Origin of the sequence: Microbispora sp. NPDC049633, from assembly GCF_040675265.1 — a bacterium.
GTDB classification, from domain to species: Bacteria; Actinomycetota; Actinomycetes; order Streptosporangiales; family Streptosporangiaceae; genus Microbispora; species Microbispora maris.
Map to the genome: position 1 here is coordinate 1 of NZ_JBFAOO010000148.1, position 18,006 is coordinate 18,006.

General features: G+C 71.6%; 16 protein-coding genes. 6 read left to right on the forward strand and 10 right to left on the reverse strand.

All coding sequences use genetic code 11. The annotated features are described in order from the left end of the window. Window positions 1–610: PucR family transcriptional regulator ligand-binding domain-containing protein (locus tag AB0J39_RS28955; protein ID WP_363470220.1), on the reverse strand; the 610-nt coding region annotated here is incomplete at its 3' end. Window positions 611–716: 106 nt separating this feature from the next. Between AB0J39_RS28955 and AB0J39_RS28960 the strand changes: the two genes are divergently transcribed. Then, window positions 717–2,984 carry a molybdopterin cofactor-binding domain-containing protein gene (locus AB0J39_RS28960; protein ID WP_363470223.1) on the forward strand — a complete coding sequence of 756 codons (2,268 nt, stop codon included), beginning with the start codon at window positions 717–719 and terminating at the stop codon, window positions 2,982–2,984. Here the strand turns inward: AB0J39_RS28960 and AB0J39_RS28965 are convergent. Continuing rightward, window positions 2,969–3,667, reverse strand: coding sequence for a hypothetical protein (locus AB0J39_RS28965; protein ID WP_363470225.1), 699 nt, complete (start codon window positions 3,665–3,667; stop codon window positions 2,969–2,971). The genes AB0J39_RS28960 and AB0J39_RS28965 overlap by 16 nt on opposite strands. 131 nt (window positions 3,668–3,798) lie before the next feature. Here AB0J39_RS28965 and AB0J39_RS28970 point away from each other — a divergent pair, with 131 nt between their 5' ends. After that, entirely contained in the window at window positions 3,799–3,981 is a 183-nt protein-coding gene (locus AB0J39_RS28970; RefSeq protein ID WP_363470228.1) for a hypothetical protein, read from the forward strand. A gap of 98 nt (window positions 3,982–4,079) precedes the next feature. Here AB0J39_RS28970 and AB0J39_RS28975 read toward each other — a convergent pair whose 3' ends face one another. Then, window positions 4,080–5,240 (reverse strand): hypothetical protein, encoded by a 1,161-nt coding sequence (locus AB0J39_RS28975; protein ID WP_363470231.1) that lies wholly within the window; start codon window positions 5,238–5,240, stop codon window positions 4,080–4,082. Window positions 5,241–5,771: 531 nt separating this feature from the next. On the opposite strand from AB0J39_RS28975, the gene ald reads away from it, so the two are divergent. After that, a complete protein-coding gene (gene ald / locus AB0J39_RS28980) occupies window positions 5,772–6,890 on the forward strand; it encodes an alanine dehydrogenase (RefSeq protein ID WP_363470234.1) in 1,119 nt (372 codons plus the stop codon). A 16-nt stretch (window positions 6,891–6,906) separates the two neighbouring features. Here ald and AB0J39_RS28985 read toward each other — a convergent pair whose 3' ends face one another. Continuing rightward, a complete protein-coding gene (locus AB0J39_RS28985; protein WP_363470237.1) occupies window positions 6,907–7,590 on the reverse strand; it encodes a DUF3105 domain-containing protein in 684 nt (227 codons plus the stop codon). Between the two features lie 106 nt (window positions 7,591–7,696). Between AB0J39_RS28985 and AB0J39_RS28990 the strand changes: the two genes are divergently transcribed. Then, the gene (locus AB0J39_RS28990; RefSeq protein WP_363470240.1) at window positions 7,697–8,362 is read left to right on the forward strand and encodes a DUF305 domain-containing protein; all 666 of its coding nucleotides are present in this window, start codon (window positions 7,697–7,699) and stop codon (window positions 8,360–8,362) included. Window positions 8,363–8,450: 88 nt separating this feature from the next. Here AB0J39_RS28990 and AB0J39_RS28995 read toward each other — a convergent pair whose 3' ends face one another. The 4 genes from AB0J39_RS28995 to AB0J39_RS29010 form a co-directional block, all read right to left on the reverse strand. Then, entirely contained in the window at window positions 8,451–9,782 is a 1,332-nt protein-coding gene (locus tag AB0J39_RS28995) for an ammonium transporter (protein WP_363470243.1), read from the reverse strand. Window positions 9,783–10,017: 235 nt separating this feature from the next. Further along, window positions 10,018–11,091, reverse strand: coding sequence for a low specificity L-threonine aldolase (locus tag AB0J39_RS29000; RefSeq protein ID WP_363470246.1), 1,074 nt, complete (start codon window positions 11,089–11,091; stop codon window positions 10,018–10,020). Window positions 11,092–11,169: 78 nt separating this feature from the next. Next, entirely contained in the window at window positions 11,170–11,823 is a 654-nt protein-coding gene (locus AB0J39_RS29005) for an SDR family NAD(P)-dependent oxidoreductase (RefSeq protein ID WP_363470249.1), read from the reverse strand. Between the two features lie 37 nt (window positions 11,824–11,860). Next, window positions 11,861–13,951, reverse strand: coding sequence for a DUF6421 family protein (locus AB0J39_RS29010; RefSeq protein ID WP_363470252.1), 2,091 nt, complete (start codon window positions 13,949–13,951; stop codon window positions 11,861–11,863). A 177-nt stretch (window positions 13,952–14,128) separates the two neighbouring features. On the opposite strand from AB0J39_RS29010, the gene AB0J39_RS29015 reads away from it, so the two are divergent. Continuing rightward, a complete protein-coding gene (locus AB0J39_RS29015; protein WP_363470254.1) occupies window positions 14,129–14,839 on the forward strand; it encodes a hypothetical protein in 711 nt (236 codons plus the stop codon). On the opposite strand, the gene AB0J39_RS29020 is transcribed toward AB0J39_RS29015, so the two are convergent. Together AB0J39_RS29020 and AB0J39_RS29025 are read right to left on the reverse strand one after the other, a co-directional pair. Next, window positions 14,779–15,441, reverse strand: a complete 663-nt coding sequence (locus AB0J39_RS29020) for a response regulator transcription factor (RefSeq protein ID WP_169978923.1) — start codon at window positions 15,439–15,441, stop codon at window positions 14,779–14,781. The genes AB0J39_RS29015 and AB0J39_RS29020 overlap by 61 nt on opposite strands. Beyond that, complete coding sequence (locus AB0J39_RS29025) at window positions 15,438–16,622, reverse strand: histidine kinase (protein ID WP_363470257.1); 1,185 nt, start codon at window positions 16,620–16,622, stop codon at window positions 15,438–15,440. The genes AB0J39_RS29020 and AB0J39_RS29025 overlap by 4 nt, the downstream gene beginning before the upstream one ends. A gap of 195 nt (window positions 16,623–16,817) precedes the next feature. On the opposite strand from AB0J39_RS29025, the gene AB0J39_RS29030 reads away from it, so the two are divergent. Continuing rightward, a partial coding sequence (locus AB0J39_RS29030) for a hypothetical protein (RefSeq protein ID WP_363470260.1) occupies window positions 16,818–18,006 on the forward strand: 1,189 nt, incomplete at its 3' end.

Below are 18,006 nucleotides of genomic sequence, written 5' to 3' on the forward strand. Positions count from 1 at the left end.
CGCCGCGGTCCACGACGACGGGCAGGCGGACGGCGGCGAGGTAGTCGCGCGCCAGCCGTACGGCCCGCTCCTCGGGCAGGGCGCCCGCGACGACCGTGCCGCAGGCGGAGACGACGGCGGCAGTGACGCCGAGCTCGGCCTCGACCAGAGCGAACAGCTCGCCGAGCCCGGCCCCTTCGGCCACGGCCGCGACGATCCTGCGGTGCCGCCCGAGCGCGCCCCGCAGGTCGCCCGCCTGGGCGGCGGCGACGCGCCTGCCGACCAGCTCGGTGACCGCCCCGAACGACACCTCGACGGGCACCTCGAACAGCGGCAGCCCGTGCGCGCGGCAGGCGTCCACCAGGTCGTCCGGCACCATGCCGAGCCGCGCGTCGCCGGCGCCGAGCGCGGCCACGCCGGCCTCGGCCAGGGCGGCCACGAACCGGGCGGAGTCCGCGGGCGACTGGCGCCACATCAGGCCGGTCAGCACCAGTTCGCCGCCCGACAGGTACCGCCGGGGATCGGGCAGGTCGGTGATGAGCACGCGCTTGATCTCGCGGTCCAGCCGCTCGTCGCCCGTGAGCAGGACGAGCCGCAGTTCCGGGGCGGTGAGCAGATCTTGCAACAGCACGACAGAAGCGTATTTGGAGATATATACAAGCATCGACCCCGGCCGTCGCCGGGTTTCATGGCCGCGCCGATAGGCCACGCCCGTTCCCGGTTGCTGTACTACGACGGTGGAGCGGCGCACGACGACTGAGACGGCGACGGGGAGCGGGCGGCTTTCGGGCCTCGGCGAGAGCGTGCCGCGCCCCGACGGCACACTGAAGGTGACCGGGGAGTTCGCCTACTCCTCGGACCTGTGGCTGGAGGGCATGCTCTGGGGCGCCACGTTGCGCAGCCCGCACCCGTCCGCGTGGATCCGCTCGATCGACGCCGGCCCCGCCCTCGCGATGCCCGGCGTCTTCGCCGTGCTGACCCACGAGGACGTGCCCGGCGAGAAGTTCTACGGGCTGGAGCTCCGCGACCAGCCGGTGCTCGCCGTCGACCAGGTCCGCTACCAGGGCGAGCCCGTGGCGATCGTGGCCGCCGACCATCCGGAGACCGCCCGCCGCGCCGCCGCCGCGATCGTCGTGGACTACGAGGAGCGCGAAGCGGTGACCGATCCGCGCCGGGCCGCCTTCGACCCCTCCTGCCCCGCCGTCCATCCGGGGGGCAACCTCGTACGGCACCAGCCGGTCAGGGTGGGGAGCGCCTTCGAGGCCGAGGTGGTCGTCACCGGCGAGTACGAGGTCGGCATGCAGGACCAGGCGTTCCTCGGGCCCGAGTCGGGCCTCGCCGTGCCCGCCGAGGACGGCGGAGTGGACCTGTTCGTCGCCACCCAGTGGCTGCACGTCGACCAGGACCAGGTGGCGCCGTGCCTGGGCCTGCCGAAGGACAGGGTGCGGCTGACCCTCGCCGGGGTCGGCGGCGCGTTCGGCGCAAGGGAGGACCTGTCGATGCAGGTCCACGCCTCGATGCTGGCGCTGCGGACGGGCCGCCCGGTCAAGATGGTGTACGGCCGCGAGGAGTCGTTCTTCGGCCACGTCCACCGGCATCCCGCCCGGATGCGCTACGAGCACGGCGCGACGGCCGACGGGCGGCTCGTCTACGTGAAGGCCGAGATCCTGCTCGACGGCGGCGCCTACTGTTCGTCCACCCCCGCCGTGGTCGGCAACGCCGCCTCGCTCGGCGTCGGGCCGTACGAGGTGGGCAACGTGTGGATCGACGCCTACGGCGTCTACACGAACAACCCGCCCTGCGGGGCGATGCGCGGGTTCGGGGCGGTCCAGGCCTGCTTCGCCTACGAGTCCCAGATGGACCGCCTGGCCGCTGCCTGCGGGCTGTCTCCGGTCGAGATCCGCGTCCGCAACGCGGTGTCGCAGGGGTCGCGCCTGGCCACCGGGCAGGTGATCGACACCCCCGCGCCGCTGGCGGACATGCTCGCGGAACTGGCCGCGATGCCGCTGCCGCCGCCCGCCTCCCCGGACCTGCGGGCGCTGCCGGGCGGCGTGGCGCAGACGACGCACGGCGAGGGCGTGCGGCGCGGTGTGGGCTACGGCGTCGGCATCAAGAACATCTGCTTCTCCGAGGGCTTCGACGACTACTCGACGGCACGGGTGCGCGTCGAGCTCGCCGGGGACGAGCCGCACGTGCTCGTCCACACCGCCGCCGCCGAGGTGGGCCAGGGGCTCGTCACCGTCCAGGCCCAGATCGCGCATATGGAGCTCGGGATCGGCAGGGTCACGGTCGCCCCGGCCGACACCGCGGTCGGCTCCGCCGGGTCCTCCTCGGCGTCCCGCCAGTCGTACGTCACCGGCGGGGCGGTCAAGACGGCGTGCGAGGCGGTGCGGGCGCGGCTCGACGCGCTGCGGGCGGCCCATCCGGACCTGTCCCTGGAGGAGGTGCTCGAGCGGTTCGGGCCGGTCGAGGAGACACGGGAGTACCGCCACCGGCCCACGTTCCCGATGGACCCCGTCACCGGCCAGGGCGACTCCCACACACAGCTCGCGTTGTGCGTGCACCGGGCGGTGGTCGACGTCGACGCCGATTTGGGCCTGGTGAAGGTCGTCGAGCTGGCCGCCGTGCAGGACGTCGGGAAGATCCTCAACCCCCTGGCCCTGGAGGGGCAGATCCACGGCGGCTCCGCGCAGGGCCTGGGCCTGGCGTTGATGGAGGAGGTCCAGGTCAGGGACGGCCGGGTGCTCAACCCCTCGTTCACCGACTATCTGATCCCCACCATCCTCGACATGCCGCCGATGCGGCTGTCGGTCCTGGAGAACCCCGACCCCCACGCGCCGTACGGCCTGCGCGGCGCGGGCGAGCCGCCCACGCTCTCGTCGACCCCCGCGGTGGCCGCGGCGGTCAGGGCCGCGACCGGGCTGGATCTCCCCCGGGTCCCGATCCGGCCCGAGGACATCGCGCTCGCGCCCGCTGCCGCGGCCGGCGCTCAGTCGGCGACGTAGCCGATGGAGGTCACCTCGTAGCCGCGGCTCTTCGAGCCGCGTACGTGCATGAACATGGCGCCGCCCTCGTAGGAGTAGGCGCAGCTGTAGCCCTTGGGCTCCGAGTTGCAGCCCTGGAAGAAGTACTTGACGCCCTTCGGGTCGTGCCTGGTCCGGAAGAGCGTCCTGACGGCCGTGGTCGAGGCGATCTCCAGGCCCCGGTTGCGGTCGTGCTTGCGCCAGGCGTCGAACAGATGCCCGGCGGCGGCGGACGGCTTCACGAGGTGACGCGACGCGTACACCTTCGTGACCTTCGCGCCGGACACGACCATCAGGAGCCCGTCGAGCCCGCCCGGTACGCGCACGCTGGTGTGGACGAACCGGCAGGAGTCGCCCGAGCAGCCCGCGAACTCGTCCGGGGCACGGTAGGGGTAGGAGAAGAGCGTCGAGACCGCGCCCGCGGCGGCGACCCGGGAGGCCGCGTGGCGGTCCCCGCGCAGCCAGGCGCGGAACAACGTCTTGGCTACCGTCGCCGGTGCGGGCTTGGCCTGCGCGGGGAACTGCGCGGGGGCCTGTGCGGGGGCCTGTGCGGGGGCCTGGGCGGCGTGCGCGAGCGCCGGGGCCGCGGCGAGCAGGGAGGCGGGGAGCAGGAACGCGGCGGTCACGGCCGTGGCGGCCGCGCCTCGCAACCATGGTGCTGACACACGCCGTACGTTAGAGGAATCTCCTTGCACCCGGATTGCCCCCTGCTTGCACGCGGGCTTCACTCCGGCCGATCGCCCGCGGGAGGACAAAGGGTTTGCTGCCGGCAAGTCCGCTTTGCGAATATCCAGCCATGGACCTGCAGATCACCACGCTGGCGGAGCGTCCCGAACTCGAGCCGCAGATGTGGAGCATGCCCGACAGCTGGCCGGTCTTCATGGTTCCGGGAGCGCTGGTGCCCGTCCACTGCGACGCCGACCACGGCTTCGCGGTGTACGTCGAACCCAACGTCTGGGTGCGCCACTCGCTCCGTTAGCCCCGCCGGGACCCGTTGCTCGCGGTTCCCGCAGGAAGCACGTGCGGTGTCGCCCCCGGCCTGGCGCGCCTTCGAGCCGCGAGCTCCTACGAGTGAACTCACTGGAACTGCTCGATGCTGGGCTGACCGCCGCCCTGCTGGGTCCCGCCCTGCTGGGTCCCGCCCTGCTGCGTGCCGCCCTGCTGGGTCCCACCCTGCTGGGTGCCGTCCGGTTGCGTTCCGCCGCCGGGCTGGGTCCCACCCTGCTGGGTGCCGCCCTGCTGGGTTCCGCCGCCGGGCTGCGTCCCGCCCTGCTGCGTGCCATCCGGCTGCGTGCCACCCGGCTGCCCGGCGTCTGCGGCGGAGGGCGAGGCGGCCGGGTTCGGCTGCTGTCCCGCGGGGGCGGAGCCGGTCAGCAGCGCCATGATCGCGTCCGCCTGCGCCTTGTCGAAGCCCGCGATGCCGAGGCTGTCCTGAGTGATCTCCTGGGCGACCCGGGGGGCGGCCACCACCTTCTCCCCCACCACGACGGCGAGTTGCTGCTTGACCGTCTCGCGGGTGAGCGCGGCGATCTGCTCCTGACTGGAGGGGGACAGCACGAGCCGGATCGAATAGGTGCCGTCGTTGTCCGGCACCTCCTCGATCTTCTGCACCGTCGTGACCGTGACCCCCGGGTCGAGCTGGTAGCAGGAAGTGCCCTTGTCGTCCGGGATCGCGTCCGTCGCGGTGCACGGCGCCTGTCCCACCCCGGTGACCGGGGCGAAGTGCACCGGCGTCAGCAGGGTGCGTACGGATGCCTGCTTGAGCGGCGGGGCGTCCGGGTTACGGGTCATCATCACGGCGACGGCGCCGAGGACGCCGGACATGACGACCACCAGCACGAGGGCGACGACGAGGGCGATCGTCGTTCCCCTGGCCGCCCTCGGCTCCGTCGGGCCGACGGCCGCGGGCGGCCCCTCACCCGGCCCGTCCGTTCCGCCTGCGGCCGGGTCGCCGGGCACTGCGGGCATGTCGGGCGGGGCAGGCTCCACCGGCTCACCGGCCAGAGCGGGAGCGGTCGGGGCGCCGGCAAGGTCACCGGGTACGGGCACGCCCAGCGGGTCGTCGAGCGGGTCGTCGAGCGGGCCGGCGTCCGCGGGCCCACCCGGCACACCTCCGGACCCGGGCAGCGGGTCACTCAGGGGGTCACTGAGGGGGTCACGGAGCGGGTCACCGGGCACACCGACGGGGTCGACGGGCACACCGCGCACGCCGAAGGGATCGACAGGCTCACGGGACACCGGAGGCACACCCAGTGGGTCGTCGAACCGGCCGGCGCCACCGGGCCCACCCGGCACACCCCCGGACCCGGGCAGCGGGTCACTCAGGGGGTCACGGAGGGGGTCACGGAGCGGGTCGCCGGGCACACGGACAGGCCCGGTCGGCGCGTCGTCCCGTCCCCCACCACCGGCGGCGGGCAGGACGGACGTATCTCCCTCGGCCCCGGGGCCGCCGAACCAGTCGTACTCGCCGGGCGCGCCGCCGCGGCCCTCAGGGCCGACAGGCTTCGGCATGGGCGCCGTCTCGGCTCCCGATGTCAGGCCGCCGGGCCACGGGACCGGCTCCTCGTTCCCCGGCACGGGCGCGTTGTGCATTCCCACCTCGATCCCTTACACCGCTCGCAGAGCCTACCGAGGTCTGCCAACCGCGGGTAACCGGCCGACCATGGAACGCTCAACCCGCTCTGTTGCTGACAATTTGTCATGAATACCCGCCAAATGGTTGCCCGTTGCCCGATGCCATGCGGAAGGCCGAGAGCAGACAGTGAAGACATGAAGGTGGGAGTTCCCCGAGAGATCAAGACGCACGAATACCGGGTCGCGCTCACACCCGCGGGGGTCAACGAGTTCGTCCGCAAGGGTCACCGGGTCCTCGTCGAGAAGGGCGCGGGCCAGGGGTCGGCGATCCCCGACGAGGACTTCGCCGCCGCCGGGGCCGTCGTCCTCGGCACGGCGGACGAGGTGTGGGGCGAGGGCGACCTGATCCTGAAGGTCAAGGAACCGGTGCCGGACGAGTATCACCGGATGCGCAAGGGCCAGGTGCTGTTCACTTATCTCCACCTGGCCGCCTCGGAGCCGTGCACCCGGGCCATGCTGGAGTCGGGCGTGACCGGCATCGCGTACGAGACCGTGCAGAAACCCGACCGCACGCTGCCGTTGCTCGCGCCCATGTCGGAGGTGGCCGGACGGCTGGCGCCGCAGGTGGGCGCCTACCATCTCATGCGCCAGGGCGGCGGTCGCGGAGTGCTGATGAGCGGCGTCCCCGGCACCTATCCGGCCAAGGTGGCGGTGATCGGCGCGGGCGTGTCGGGCATGAACGCCGCGGCGGTCGCCATGGGCATGCGGGCCCAGGTGCTGCTGCTGGACCGCGACGTCGACCGGCTGCGCCACGCCGACCTCGTCTACCGAGGAGGCTGCCAGACCGTGGCGTCCAACGCGTACGAGATCGAGCGGGCGGTGGTGGACGCGGACATGGTGATCGGCGCGGTGCTCGTGCCGGGCGCCAAGGCGCCGACCCTGGTGAGCAACGACCTCGTCTCCCGGATGAAGCCGGGATCGGTGCTCGTGGACATCTCCATCGACCAGGGCGGCTGTTTCGAGGACTCACGCCCGACCACGCACGCCGACCCGGTCTACCGCGTGCACGGGTCGGTGTTCTACTGCGTGGCCAACATGCCGGGGGCGGTGCCGCACACCTCGACGTACGCGCTGACCAACGTCACCCTGCCGTACGCGCTGGCGATCGCGGACGTGGGCTGGCGCGAGGCGCTGACCGCCGACCCCGCGCTCGCCCTCGGTCTCAGCACCCACCAGGGGGACCTCACGAGCCGCCCGGTGGCCGAGGCCCACGGGCTGGAAGCCGTGCCCGTGGACCGCGTGCTGGTCCCCTGACGTCCGCCGCGGGACCTCAGTTGGACGGCGCCGTGCTCGGCATCGGCTCCTGCGGGTTGCCCGACGCCGACGGCTCCGGCGGGAGCGGCTGCTCGGCGGTGGTGCCGATGCCGCCCGTGCAGGACGCGCCGTACTCGGGGGTGCTGGTCGGGTTCTGCTTGTACTTCTTCACGAACTGCGTCAGCCGGGGGTCGTCCGCGGAGTCCAGCGTGACCTGGTGGTTCCAGGAGCTGGCCGCGATCTTGGAAGGCAGGCCCGGGTAGGGGCTCAGCAGCATGTAGTCCGCGGAGGCGATGGTCTTCAGCTTGTCCACCTCGGCCTTGGGCAGGTCGGGGCTGTAGGTGATCCACACCGCGCCGTGCTCCAAGGAGTGGACACCATGCTCGTTGTGGATCGGCTTGTCATAGATGCCGCAGTTCTGCCAGTAGTAGTTGTGCGGGCCGCCGACGGGCGGGTTCTCCTTGTAGGAGACCTTGGTCCAAGAGTGATCGGAACCCTTGTACGTGTAGGTCTTCACCGCGTCGAGCGACTTGGCCGAGCGGTCCTTGACCACGTACACGGCGACGAGGGCGACAAGGACGACGATCACGAGGCCGCCTATACCCCACATGAGAAACGCGGCGCGCCGCTCCTTGCGCTTCTGCTCGGCGCGCATGCGAGCGAGGTGCTCACGCCTCGCCTGCGTCTTCTCCTTGGTCATCGCTCCTCCATCCGCAGATCCCTTAAACCCCCGCTGAGTATGGAGAATAGTGGCTAAAGGTATCGCTTCGGGCAGGGCAAGGGCGGCGGCGAGTAGCCTGTGAGCGATGAGCACTGACATCGACGCTCCGGTGGAGACCGCTCCCCCGGCCCGGCGCTCCCTTTCCGCCCTCGGGCTGGTCGCCGTCCTCCTCGCGGTGGCGGCGCTCGTGGTGTTCTTCACCAGGTCCGGGACGCCGGGCGACGCCTCCCCGGAGGCCGGTTTCGCCAGGGACATGGGAGTCCACCACGCCCAGGCGGTGGAGATGTCCTTCGTCCTCAGGGACAAGACCTCCGACGAGCCGCTGCGCAGCCTGGCGTACGACATCATCACGACGCAGAGCACGCAGCGTGGAATTTTCATGGGCTGGCTCCAGCAGTGGGGCCTGGACCAGAGCTCCGGCCGTCCCGCGATGGCCTGGATGTCCGGGCACGGGCACGGCGGGACGTCCTCCGCCACCACGCCGGCCGGGACGATGCCCGGCATGGCGACGGAGGAGGAGATGAACCGGCTCCGCCAGGCCACGGGCAGGGACGCCGAGGTCCTCTTCCTCCAGCTCATGATCCGCCACCACCAGGGCGGCGTGGAGATGGCCGAGGGCCTGCTCAAGTTGTCCGACCGCGACGAGGTGCGCGCGCTCGCCCAGCACATCGTGGACGGCCAGAACGCCGAGATCCGCACGATGAAGGACCTGCTGGCCAAGCGGGGAGCCCAGCCGCTCCCCGCACCGTAGCGACTCTCGCCCACGGTTCGTCCGGGCGGGCACGGGCCGGGAGGTCCGGGCGGAGCCGTCCGCGTCACGGCCCGCGTGATCGCGGTGTCTACGTCGCCGGTCGCCGGTCCTGCGTACGCTCCTGATTCCGGGTGCGCTCGCGCAGCGCCGTGACCGGACCCGTCCGGACGGCGTGGTCGAGCACGCCGTGGTCGTAGGCGGTCTCCGCATGCAGTGCCAGATCGACACCGGACATCTCGTCCTCCTCGCTCACCCGGAAACCCATCAGCCGGTGGATCAGCCTGCCGATCGCATAGGTGACCGCGAAGGCGTACACCGCGACGACCACGATCGCCACGGCCTGCTTGCCCAGCTGGGCGAGCCCGCCTCCGTACAGCAGGCCCCGGGGACCGTCGGCGCCGGTGAGCGACCGGGTGGCCAGCAGCCCGATCAGCAGGGTGCCGACGATGCCGCCGACCAGATGGACCCCGACCACGTCCAGAGAGTCGTCGTAGCCGTGCCGGAACTTCCAGCCGACCGCCTGCGAACAGATCATCCCGGCGGCCAGGCCGATCACCAGGGCGCCCAGCACGTCGACGGAGCCGCACGACGGCGTGATCGCCACCAGTCCGGCCACGATGCCCGAGGCGACCCCGAAGGTGGTGGGACGGCCGTCGCGGCGCCGCTCCACCAGCAGCCAGCCCAGCAGTCCGGTGCAACCCGCGGCCAGGGTGTTGAGGAAGACGGCGGCGGCGGTGCCGTCGGCCGCGAGCGCCGAACCCGCGTTGAAGCCGAACCACCCGAACCACAGCAGCCCCGCGCCGAGCAGCACCAGTGGCAGGTTGTGCGGTCGCATGGCCTCGGCCTTGAACCCGATGCGAGGCCCGAGCACCAGCGCCATGGCCAGCCCGGAGGCGCCCGAGGCGATCTCCACGACCAGGCCGCCCGCGTAGTCGAGGGTGCCCATGCCGTGGATCCAGCCTCCGGGACTCCACACCCAGTGCGCGATGGGGGCGTAGACCACGAGCGCCCATACAGGGACGAAGACCATCCAGGCGGAGAAGTTCGCGCGGTCGGCGATGGCACCGCTGATCAGCGCGGCGGTGATGACGGCGAAGGTGAGCTGGAAGGTGGCGAACAGCAGCGTCGGCACCTGCCCGGTGACCGATTGCGTGGTGATGCCGCGCAGCCCGAGATGGTCGAGGCCGCCGATCAGTCCCAGGCCGCCGAGGTCGTCGCCGAACACCAGGCTGTAGCCGGCGGCGAGCCAGGCGATGGTGACCAGGGCGATCGAGACGAAGCTCATCATGATCATGTTGAGCACGCTCTTCGTCCGGACCATGCCGCCGTAGAAGAAGGCCAGGCCCGGCGTCATCAGCAGGACGAGCGCGGTACAGGCCAGGAGCCAGGCGGTCGCACCGCTGTCCGTATTCACCGGCATGTCATCGCCTCGCACTTCTCCACATCTGTGGTGATCGCACCCGGGAGCATCACGAGACTCGCCAATGGCCGTTTCGCGGCGTATTCGCGCGAGTTACCACTGTGTTTCGTATTGCTCACCTCTCGGCGAGCCGTTCAGCCCGCTGGCCGGCGCCCCTGACGAGAGGGGCGCCCGGCGGCAGCGCATGACGGGGATGCGAACGTGAAGGCGAGAGCCGGCGTGTGTGTGGGAGCGGTCAGGCGCGCAGTTCCTCGGCCAGCGCCGCGGCGAACGCGTCCACGTCGGCCTCGGTGGTGTCGAAGGCGCACATCCACCGCACCTCGACCATGCCCCCGCCGACCTGCTCGTTCCAGTTGTAGAACCGGAACCGCTTGCGCAGCCGGTCGGCCACGTCCGCAGGCAGGACCGCGAAGACCGCGTTGGCCTCGACCGGGCGCGGCACGCTCACCCCGGGCAGGTCCCGTACGGCGTCCGCGAGCCGCCGGGCCATGGCGTTGGCCTGGCGGGCGTTGCGCAGCCACAGGTCGCCCCCGAGCAGCGCCTCGAACTGCACCGAGACGAAACGCATCTTCGAGGCGAGCTGCATGCTCGTCTTGCGCAGGTACGGCAGGCCCCGCGACGCCTCCGGGTTCAGCACGACGACGGCCTCGCCCAGCAGCAGGCCGATCTTGGTGCCGCCGAACGACAGCACGTCGACCCCCGCGTCCGTGGTCAGAGCGCGCAGCGGCACGTCGAGCGCGGCGGCGGCGTTGGTGATCCGCGACCCGTCGAGGTGGACGAACATCCCCAGCTCGTGGGCGTGGTCGCAGATCGCCCTGATCTCGGCCGGCGTGTACAGCGTGCCGAGCTCGGTCGCGTTGGAGATCGACACGACCCGCGGCTGCGCGCGGTGCACGTCGCCGAAGCCCCAGGCCTGCCGGTCGATCAGGTCCGGCGTGAGCTTGCCGTCCGGGGTGGCGACCGGCAGCAGCTTCAGGCCGCCGGTGACCTCGGGGGCGCCGCCCTCGTCGGTGTTGATGTGCGCGGTCTCGGGGCAGATCACGGCCTCCCAGCGCGCGCACATCGAGCGCAGCGACACGACGTTGGCCGCCGTGCCGTTGAACACGGGGAAGATCTCGGCCTGCTCGCCGAAGTGCCCGCGGAAGACGCCGCGGACCGCCTCGGTGTAGACGTCGTCGCCGTAGGAGATCTGGTGTCCCCCGTTGGCGAGGGCGATCGCCTCCAGGATCTCGGGGTGCACCCCCGCGTAGTTGTCGCTGGCGAACGTCCGGCTCGCCGGGTCATGCCGCCGTACGGCGTCGGTTGTCACGAGATGTCTCCCCAGTCGCGGTTCGGACCCGCGGCCGGCTCTCCAGAGCCGGCCGCGGGTCCGGATCAGCAGCGTAGATCAGGGTGTGAGGTCGATCCTGCGGCCGTTGACCGCCGCAGGCTCCTCATCCCACAGGCCCGCGACCGCCGCCGCCAGGTCCTTCACGTCGGTGAAGGTCCGGTACGGCTTGTCCGGGTTCGCGGCCCTCATCTCATCGTGCACCAGCGCGTTGACCACCAGGACCACCGCGGCGGAGGAGGTGTCCTTCAGCGCGTCGGCCAGCGACAGCGTCCACGCCTCGGCGGCGGCCTTGGCGGCGGCGTACGCCGCGCCGCCCTGGGTCGGCTTCTGGGCCGCCCGCGCCGAGACGATCACGAAGCGCCCGTTCCCGCTCTCCCGCAGCAGCGGCTCGAACTCCAGCGACACGTTCTGCAGGGTCCTGATCAGCAGGTCGTGCAGCAGGTCCCAGTCGTCGAGCGAGGTGTCGGCGAATGTCTTCGACCCGCGCCAGCCGCCGACCAGATGGACGACGCCGTCCACCCGGCCGTGCTCGGCCCGCACCCGCTCGGCCAGGCCGCGCACCGCGTCCCGGTCGAGCAGGTCGACGGCCAGACACCCGTCGGCGCCGGACTTGTCCACGCCGATGACCGTGTCGCCGAGTTCGCCGAACTTCCTGGCGACGGCCCCGCCGGTCGGGCCGCCCGCCCCCGTGACCACGATCACCCTGCTCATCGCACGCCCCTCCAGATCTCGCCCACGCGGTCCGCGCTCACGCCCGGATGCCCCGGGTCGACTCCACCACGTCGGTGAGCTTACGGCGCAGAGCCTCGTAGAACATGCTCAGGGGGAACTCGTCGGGCAGGACGGCGTCGACCATGGCCTTCTGCTCGGTGGGCAGCGCCTGGACGCCCTGCTTCCAGGCCGAGGCCGGGTCGGGCTCGACGTACGTCGCGACCAGCTCGTGCGCGGCGAGCCAGTGCGCGCGCTTGGAGCGGTCGATGCCGTCGCGGTAGAGCTTCTCCACCTCGCCGCGCAGGTCGGCGACGCCGTCGGCGACCCGCGACCAGTCGATCGTGAGCCGGTTGTCGGTCCACCGCACGATGCCCTGCCGGTGCAGGTAGGCGAACAGCAGCTGGCCGCCGAGCCCGTCGTAGTTGCGCACCCGGTCACCGGTGATCGGGAAGCGGAACAGCCGGTCGAACAGGATGGCGTACTGCACGTACCGCGCGTGCGGCACGCCCGCCGCCTCCAGCTTCACGGCCTCGCCGTACGCCGTGAGGTCGCAGCGCAGCTCCTCCAGGCTGTAGAGCCAGTACGGCATGCGCTGCTTGATCATGAACGGGTCGAAGGGCAGGTCGCCGTGGCTGTGCGTGCGGTCGTGGACGAGGTCCCACAGCACGAACGTGTCCTGGGCGAGGTCCTGGGACGCCAGCAGCCGGGCGGCGTCCGGCGGGAGCTCCAGCTTCAGCGTGGCCGCGGCGGCCTCGCTGACCCGGCGGAACCGGGCCGCCTCGCGGTCGCAGAAGATGCCGCCCCAGGTGAAGCGCGGCGGGGCCTGGCGCACGACCACGGTCTCGGGGAACAGCACGGCCGAGTTGGTGTCGTAGCCGGAGGTGAAGTCGACGAACGTGATCGGCACGAACATCGGGTTGTCGTAGCCGCCCGCCTCCAGCTCGGCGAGCCACTGGGGCCACACGACCCGGATCCAGACCGCCTCGACGTTGCGGCCGGGGTTGCCGTTCTGCGTGTACATCGGGAAGACGACCAGGTGCTCCAGGCCGTCGACCCGCTGGGCGTCGGGGTGGAAGACGTTCAGCGAGTCGAGGAAGTCCGGCTTGCCGAGCCCGGCCGCGACCCACGCGCGGAAGTCCTTCGTGACCGCGTCGAGGTACTCGGCGTCGTGCGGGAAGTGCGGCGCGAGCCGCGCGACGCCGTCGACGATCTCGCTGATGCAGGCCACGGCCTCGTCGTGGTCGCCGGTGACGGAGCCGTCCTTGGCCTGCAGCGGGCGCAGCCGCTCGACGGCGGCCTTCAGCCGGGCGAACTCCTCCGCCACCTCGGGGCGGGACGCCCGGGCGGCGGCGGACGTCTCGGGCACACGGGCGGCCCAGGTGACCAGGTTGCCCCACAGCTTCTCGTGGTCGTAGTCGTGGATCGAGTCGTCGCCGAACAGGTCGGAGTCGGCCAGGACGACCACGCGCCCCCTGCCGTGCCGTACGGCGGCCACCAGCGGGGCGGACGCGGGGTCGGCGGACTCGGAGGTCTCGAACAGCACGCTCGACCCGGCCGGCACGCCGAGCGTGCCCGCGCGGTAGAAGCACGCCCGGCGCACCTCCGCCAGCAGGTCCTGGGCCACGCCGCCCTGCCCGGGCACGGCCTGCGCCGAGGGGACGCCGAGGACCCAAGTGGCCACCGTGTTGTGGCAGTGCCCGGGGTCCTGCACGGTGGTGTGCTCCACCGTGACCCCGAACCGGGCGAGCAGGGCCGCCAGGTTGCTGCCGTACTTCTCCTGCTCGTGCTCGGCCAGCACGATCAGCCCGCCGCCGTCGGCGACGTACGCCTCGACGGCGTCGATCTCCTCGGCGGTGAAGACGGGGCTGCCGACCCCGGTGGTGCGCTCCCAGCGCTCGGCGGAGGGGTGCGCGACCACGAAGACGTCACACCCGGCCAGCACGTCCGGGGTGACCGGGCCCTCGGTGTGCGCGCGCACCGTGTGACCGAGCCGCCGCAGCGCACCGGCGGCCTCCGCGTAGCTGTTGTCGTCGGGATGGGCGGGATTCATGGCCTCGGCGACCTCTCGCCGGATCGTCCACGCCTCGCTGTGCGCCTCGTCGAACAGGACCGCCGGGAACGCCTTCATGAAAAATCTCCCGTAGTGTGAGCCATCTTCCGGAAAATATACACATACCTCGCTCTGTGGCGATAAGTCGCCCTAGCGGATGAGGAGACATCACCCGAGCGGAGGACGAGCCCCCGCGGGTCGCCCACCTACCGTCACCGGCCGTAGGGAGACAGACCCGAGCAAGGGGAAAGATCGATGTTCAAACTGTCCGACTCGGTGGCCTTCCGGCGAAGCGTCACCGGAGTCCTGCTGTTCGTCGCGCCGCTGCTGCAGTTCGTCGCGCTCCTCGTCGACCCCGGCACGTGGGGGGACGACCGCGAGATGGTCAGCTACGGCGACAACCCGGCCCTGGCCCAGCTGGAGTCCGCGCTCTACCACTGGAGCTGGCTGCTCGTCCCGATCGCGGCCTTCGGCCTGCTGCACCTGGTGCGCAAGAAGGCCGTCATCCTCGGGCACATCGCGGGCGGCATGACGATCGTCGGCTACATCAGCGTCTCGGCGCTGCTCCTGATGGACCCCGTGGAGTGGTGGTTCGGGCAGCACTACCCCGTGGAGCAGGGCCAGAAGATGTTCAACCAGGTGTTCGAACTGCCCGGCGTGATCTTCGGCTTCACGCTGCCGTGGATCTACTTCGGCATGGTCGGACTGCCGCTGCTCCTGCTGGCCGTGTCCCGCACCGGCTTCGTCCACTGGTGGGTTCCGGCCGTCGTCGCCGCCGGCTACCTCGGCGCGGCCGCCGTGCCCTACAGCCCGGCCACGATCCCGTTCTGGGGCGCCCCCGTCATCGCCATGGGCTACCTCGGCCTCAAGGTGCTCAAGATGACCAACGCCCAGTGGGCGTCGTACTACCCGAGCGCCGACCCCGGCGTCACCACGCCCGACTCGTACGCGAACACGACCGCCTGAGCGCGGTCGCGCAGGTTCAGCTTCATGAGCACACGGGCGACGTGGGTCTTGACCGTGGCCTCGCCGACGAAGAGCTCCTTGGCGATCTCGGCGTTGGTGAGGCCCCGGGCGAGCATCCGCAGCACCTCGAGCTCGCGCGGGGTGAGCTCGGCGAGCTGCGGCGGCCGCACCGGCTCGTGCCGGCCGGCGAAGGAGGCGATCACCCGCGTGGTGACGGCGGGGTCGAGCAGGCCGTCACCCGCGGCGACGACCCTGATCGCCTCCACGAGCTGCTCGGGCGGCGACACCTTCAGCAGGAAGCCGCTGGTCCCCGCGCGCAGCGCGGCGTACAGGTTCTCGTCGGTGTCGAACGTCGTCAGCATGACGACCTTGGGCGGATGCGGCGCGTCGAGGAGCTGCCGGGCCGCGGTGAGACCGTCCATCCGCGGCATCGAGATGTCCATCAGCACGACGTCGGGCTGGACCCGGCGGGCCAGGGCGACCGCCTCCACGCCGTCGGCGGCCTCGCCCACGATCTCCATGCCGGGCTCGCTCTCGACCACCATGCGCAGACCGGCCCGGATCATCGCCTGGTCGTCCGCGAGGACGATGCGGATCGTCAATTCGTGGCCTCGCTCATCGGCACTCCCTGGGAGATCGGCAGCGTCGCGCGGACACGGAAGCCGCCCTCCGGCAGCGGCCCCGCGTCGAGGGAGCCGCCGAACAGCTCGGCCCGTTCACGCATGCCGATGAGCCCGTTGCCGGTGGACAGCGCCGGTCCTGCGCCCCCGCCATTATCGGCGACCTCCAGCTCCAGACGGTCCCGGCGGTAGGCGAGCCGGATCCGCACATCGGCGTCCCCGGCGTACTTGACCGCGTTGGTGAGGGCCTCCTGCACGATCCGGTAGGCCGACAGGTCGAGACCCGGCGCGAGGTGAACGGGCTCGCCCTCCGTCTCCAGCGTGACGCGGAGCCCCGAGGACCCGACGGTGGAGATGAGGTTGGGCACCATGTCGAGCCCCGGCTGGGGCAGCGCCTCGTCCTGCGGCATCCGCAGCGCGCCGAGCATGATGCGCAGCTCCTCGACCGCCTCCCGGCCCGCCTGCTCGATGCCCGACAGGATCGCGGTCTCCGAGGAGTGCTCGCCCTCCTGCGACGCGCCCATCCGGCGGCGCAGCGCGCCGGCCTGCATGACCATCATGCTGACGCTGTGGGCCACCACGTCGTGCAGTTCCCTGGCGATCCGGCTCCGCTCCGCGGCGACGGCCTCGGCGGCCCGGCGTTCCCGCTCGATCTCCAGCCGCGCCGCCCGCTCGGCCATCCGGTGCGCCCGCAGCAGGTAGCCGCGCAGGGCCAGGCCCGTGGCGTACGCCGAGCCGAACATCACCGTCAGGTAGATGACCTCCCCGAACGGCAGGAACCGGTGGTCGACGGCCCCCGAGTCGAAGATCAGGATGCCCGCGAGCGCCCAGGCGCCGCCGTGCTTCACCGGCAGATGGGCGCCGATCGTGTGGAAGACGATGAGCAGCGCGGCGAGCTGCCAGACCGGGCACTGCTCGTGGCCCTGCCGGTGCCAGGCGTACTGTGCGAGGATCATCAGGATGAACACCGCCACCGGCGCCTTGCGGCGGTACCAGACCAGGACTCCGGTGACCAGCGCCTGCCCGACCCACCACAGCTGGGGGTTCTGGGCCGCGCCGTACTCGGTGGCGACCGTGAACGCCTCAAGGGTGCCCAGCGCCATGATGGCCAGGCCGATCAGGAGGTCGACGCGGGGAACCGAGCGGAGGGGGGACAAGCGCATGACGCGCAGAGTAACCCCTATCCGGCATAGCGCGCAGCAGGGAACAGACGTCCCGCAATTGGCCTGCAAGTCAGCGTCAAGTGACCGCGCGATCATCACCCTGTATCAAGTGGGTGTCGGTCACGATACTCATCTTGTCGAGCACTGTCCGCGCTGAGACGCTTGAAGCGATCCGAACACGCCTAGGAGACGCAGATGCCCCGCCTGCACTCCCTCATCGCGGGGCTGGGCGCGTTCGCCGCGTTCGCGGCCCCCATGCTCCACCCGCACCCCAGCGGCTCCACCGACCGCGTCACCCCGGGCGGCGTACGCGTGGAGTCCTCCTCGCACGTCCGCATCACGCTGCTGGACGACCGCGGTGTGATCAAACAGATGGTCCGCGACTACGACGTCGACCTGGCGAAGGGCAGCGGCTTCACGGTCACGCCCGACGGCGTGGTCGTCACCGCGACCCAGGTCGTGCAGGCCGCCGACGACCCCCGGGTGTACGCCGCCAACCGGGTCTTCGCCGAGTACTTCAAGGTCAAGATCCCGGCCGACTTCAAGCGGCACTCGCTGGACGACCCCGACCTCGACCGGCGGCTCAAGGCCTGCTACCCGCCGCAGCAGACCGACTCGACCTGCCTCGCGGACGTCACGACGAACGTGACCGTGCACCCCTACCTCGACCCGCCGCCGCCCGGTGGCCTGCCCGCGCAGATCCTGACCACCGGCGCGTCCCCGGCGGCCCCGGCGGTGCTCAAGGTCACCAAGGGCGGCGAGAAGCAGACGCTGCCCACGGTCCCGCTGGGCACGGCGATCGGCGGAGCGGTCGAGTCGCTCGACGTGATGACGATGACCGGCAGCCCCTCGGCGAAGCTGGCGCCCAAGCTCGACACCGCGCACCTCGACCCTCCGGGCAGCCGGACCTTCAAGGAGCGCGACAAGGTCCGCAAGCTGCTCGACGACGGCGCGTCCGGCGCCGCCCTCATCGACGACGGCAAGAGCGAGGTGATCGGGTTCATCTCCGGCGGCGGCGACCAGCCCATGACCATCACCCCCGCCGACGAGATCCGCAGCGCGCTGGTCGCCGCCGGCGTCACCCCGCGCCGCGGCCCGGTCGACGTCGTGTACGAGAACGCGCTCGCCTCCTACCACAACAAGCTCTACACCGGCGCGGTACCCGCGCTGCAGCAGGTGCTCAACCTGCGGCCCGACCACGCGGTCGCGGCCGACCACCTGCGCGACGCCCGGGCCAAGGCCGGCACGGCCGTGGACGCCGGCAGCCGGCCGGTGGCCCGCCCCGCGCGCGCGGAGCAGCCCAAGTCCTCGATGCCGCCGTACGTGTGGGTGGCCGGCGGCGTCGTGATCCTCGCCCTGCTGGCCGGCGGCGTCGTGCTGCTGC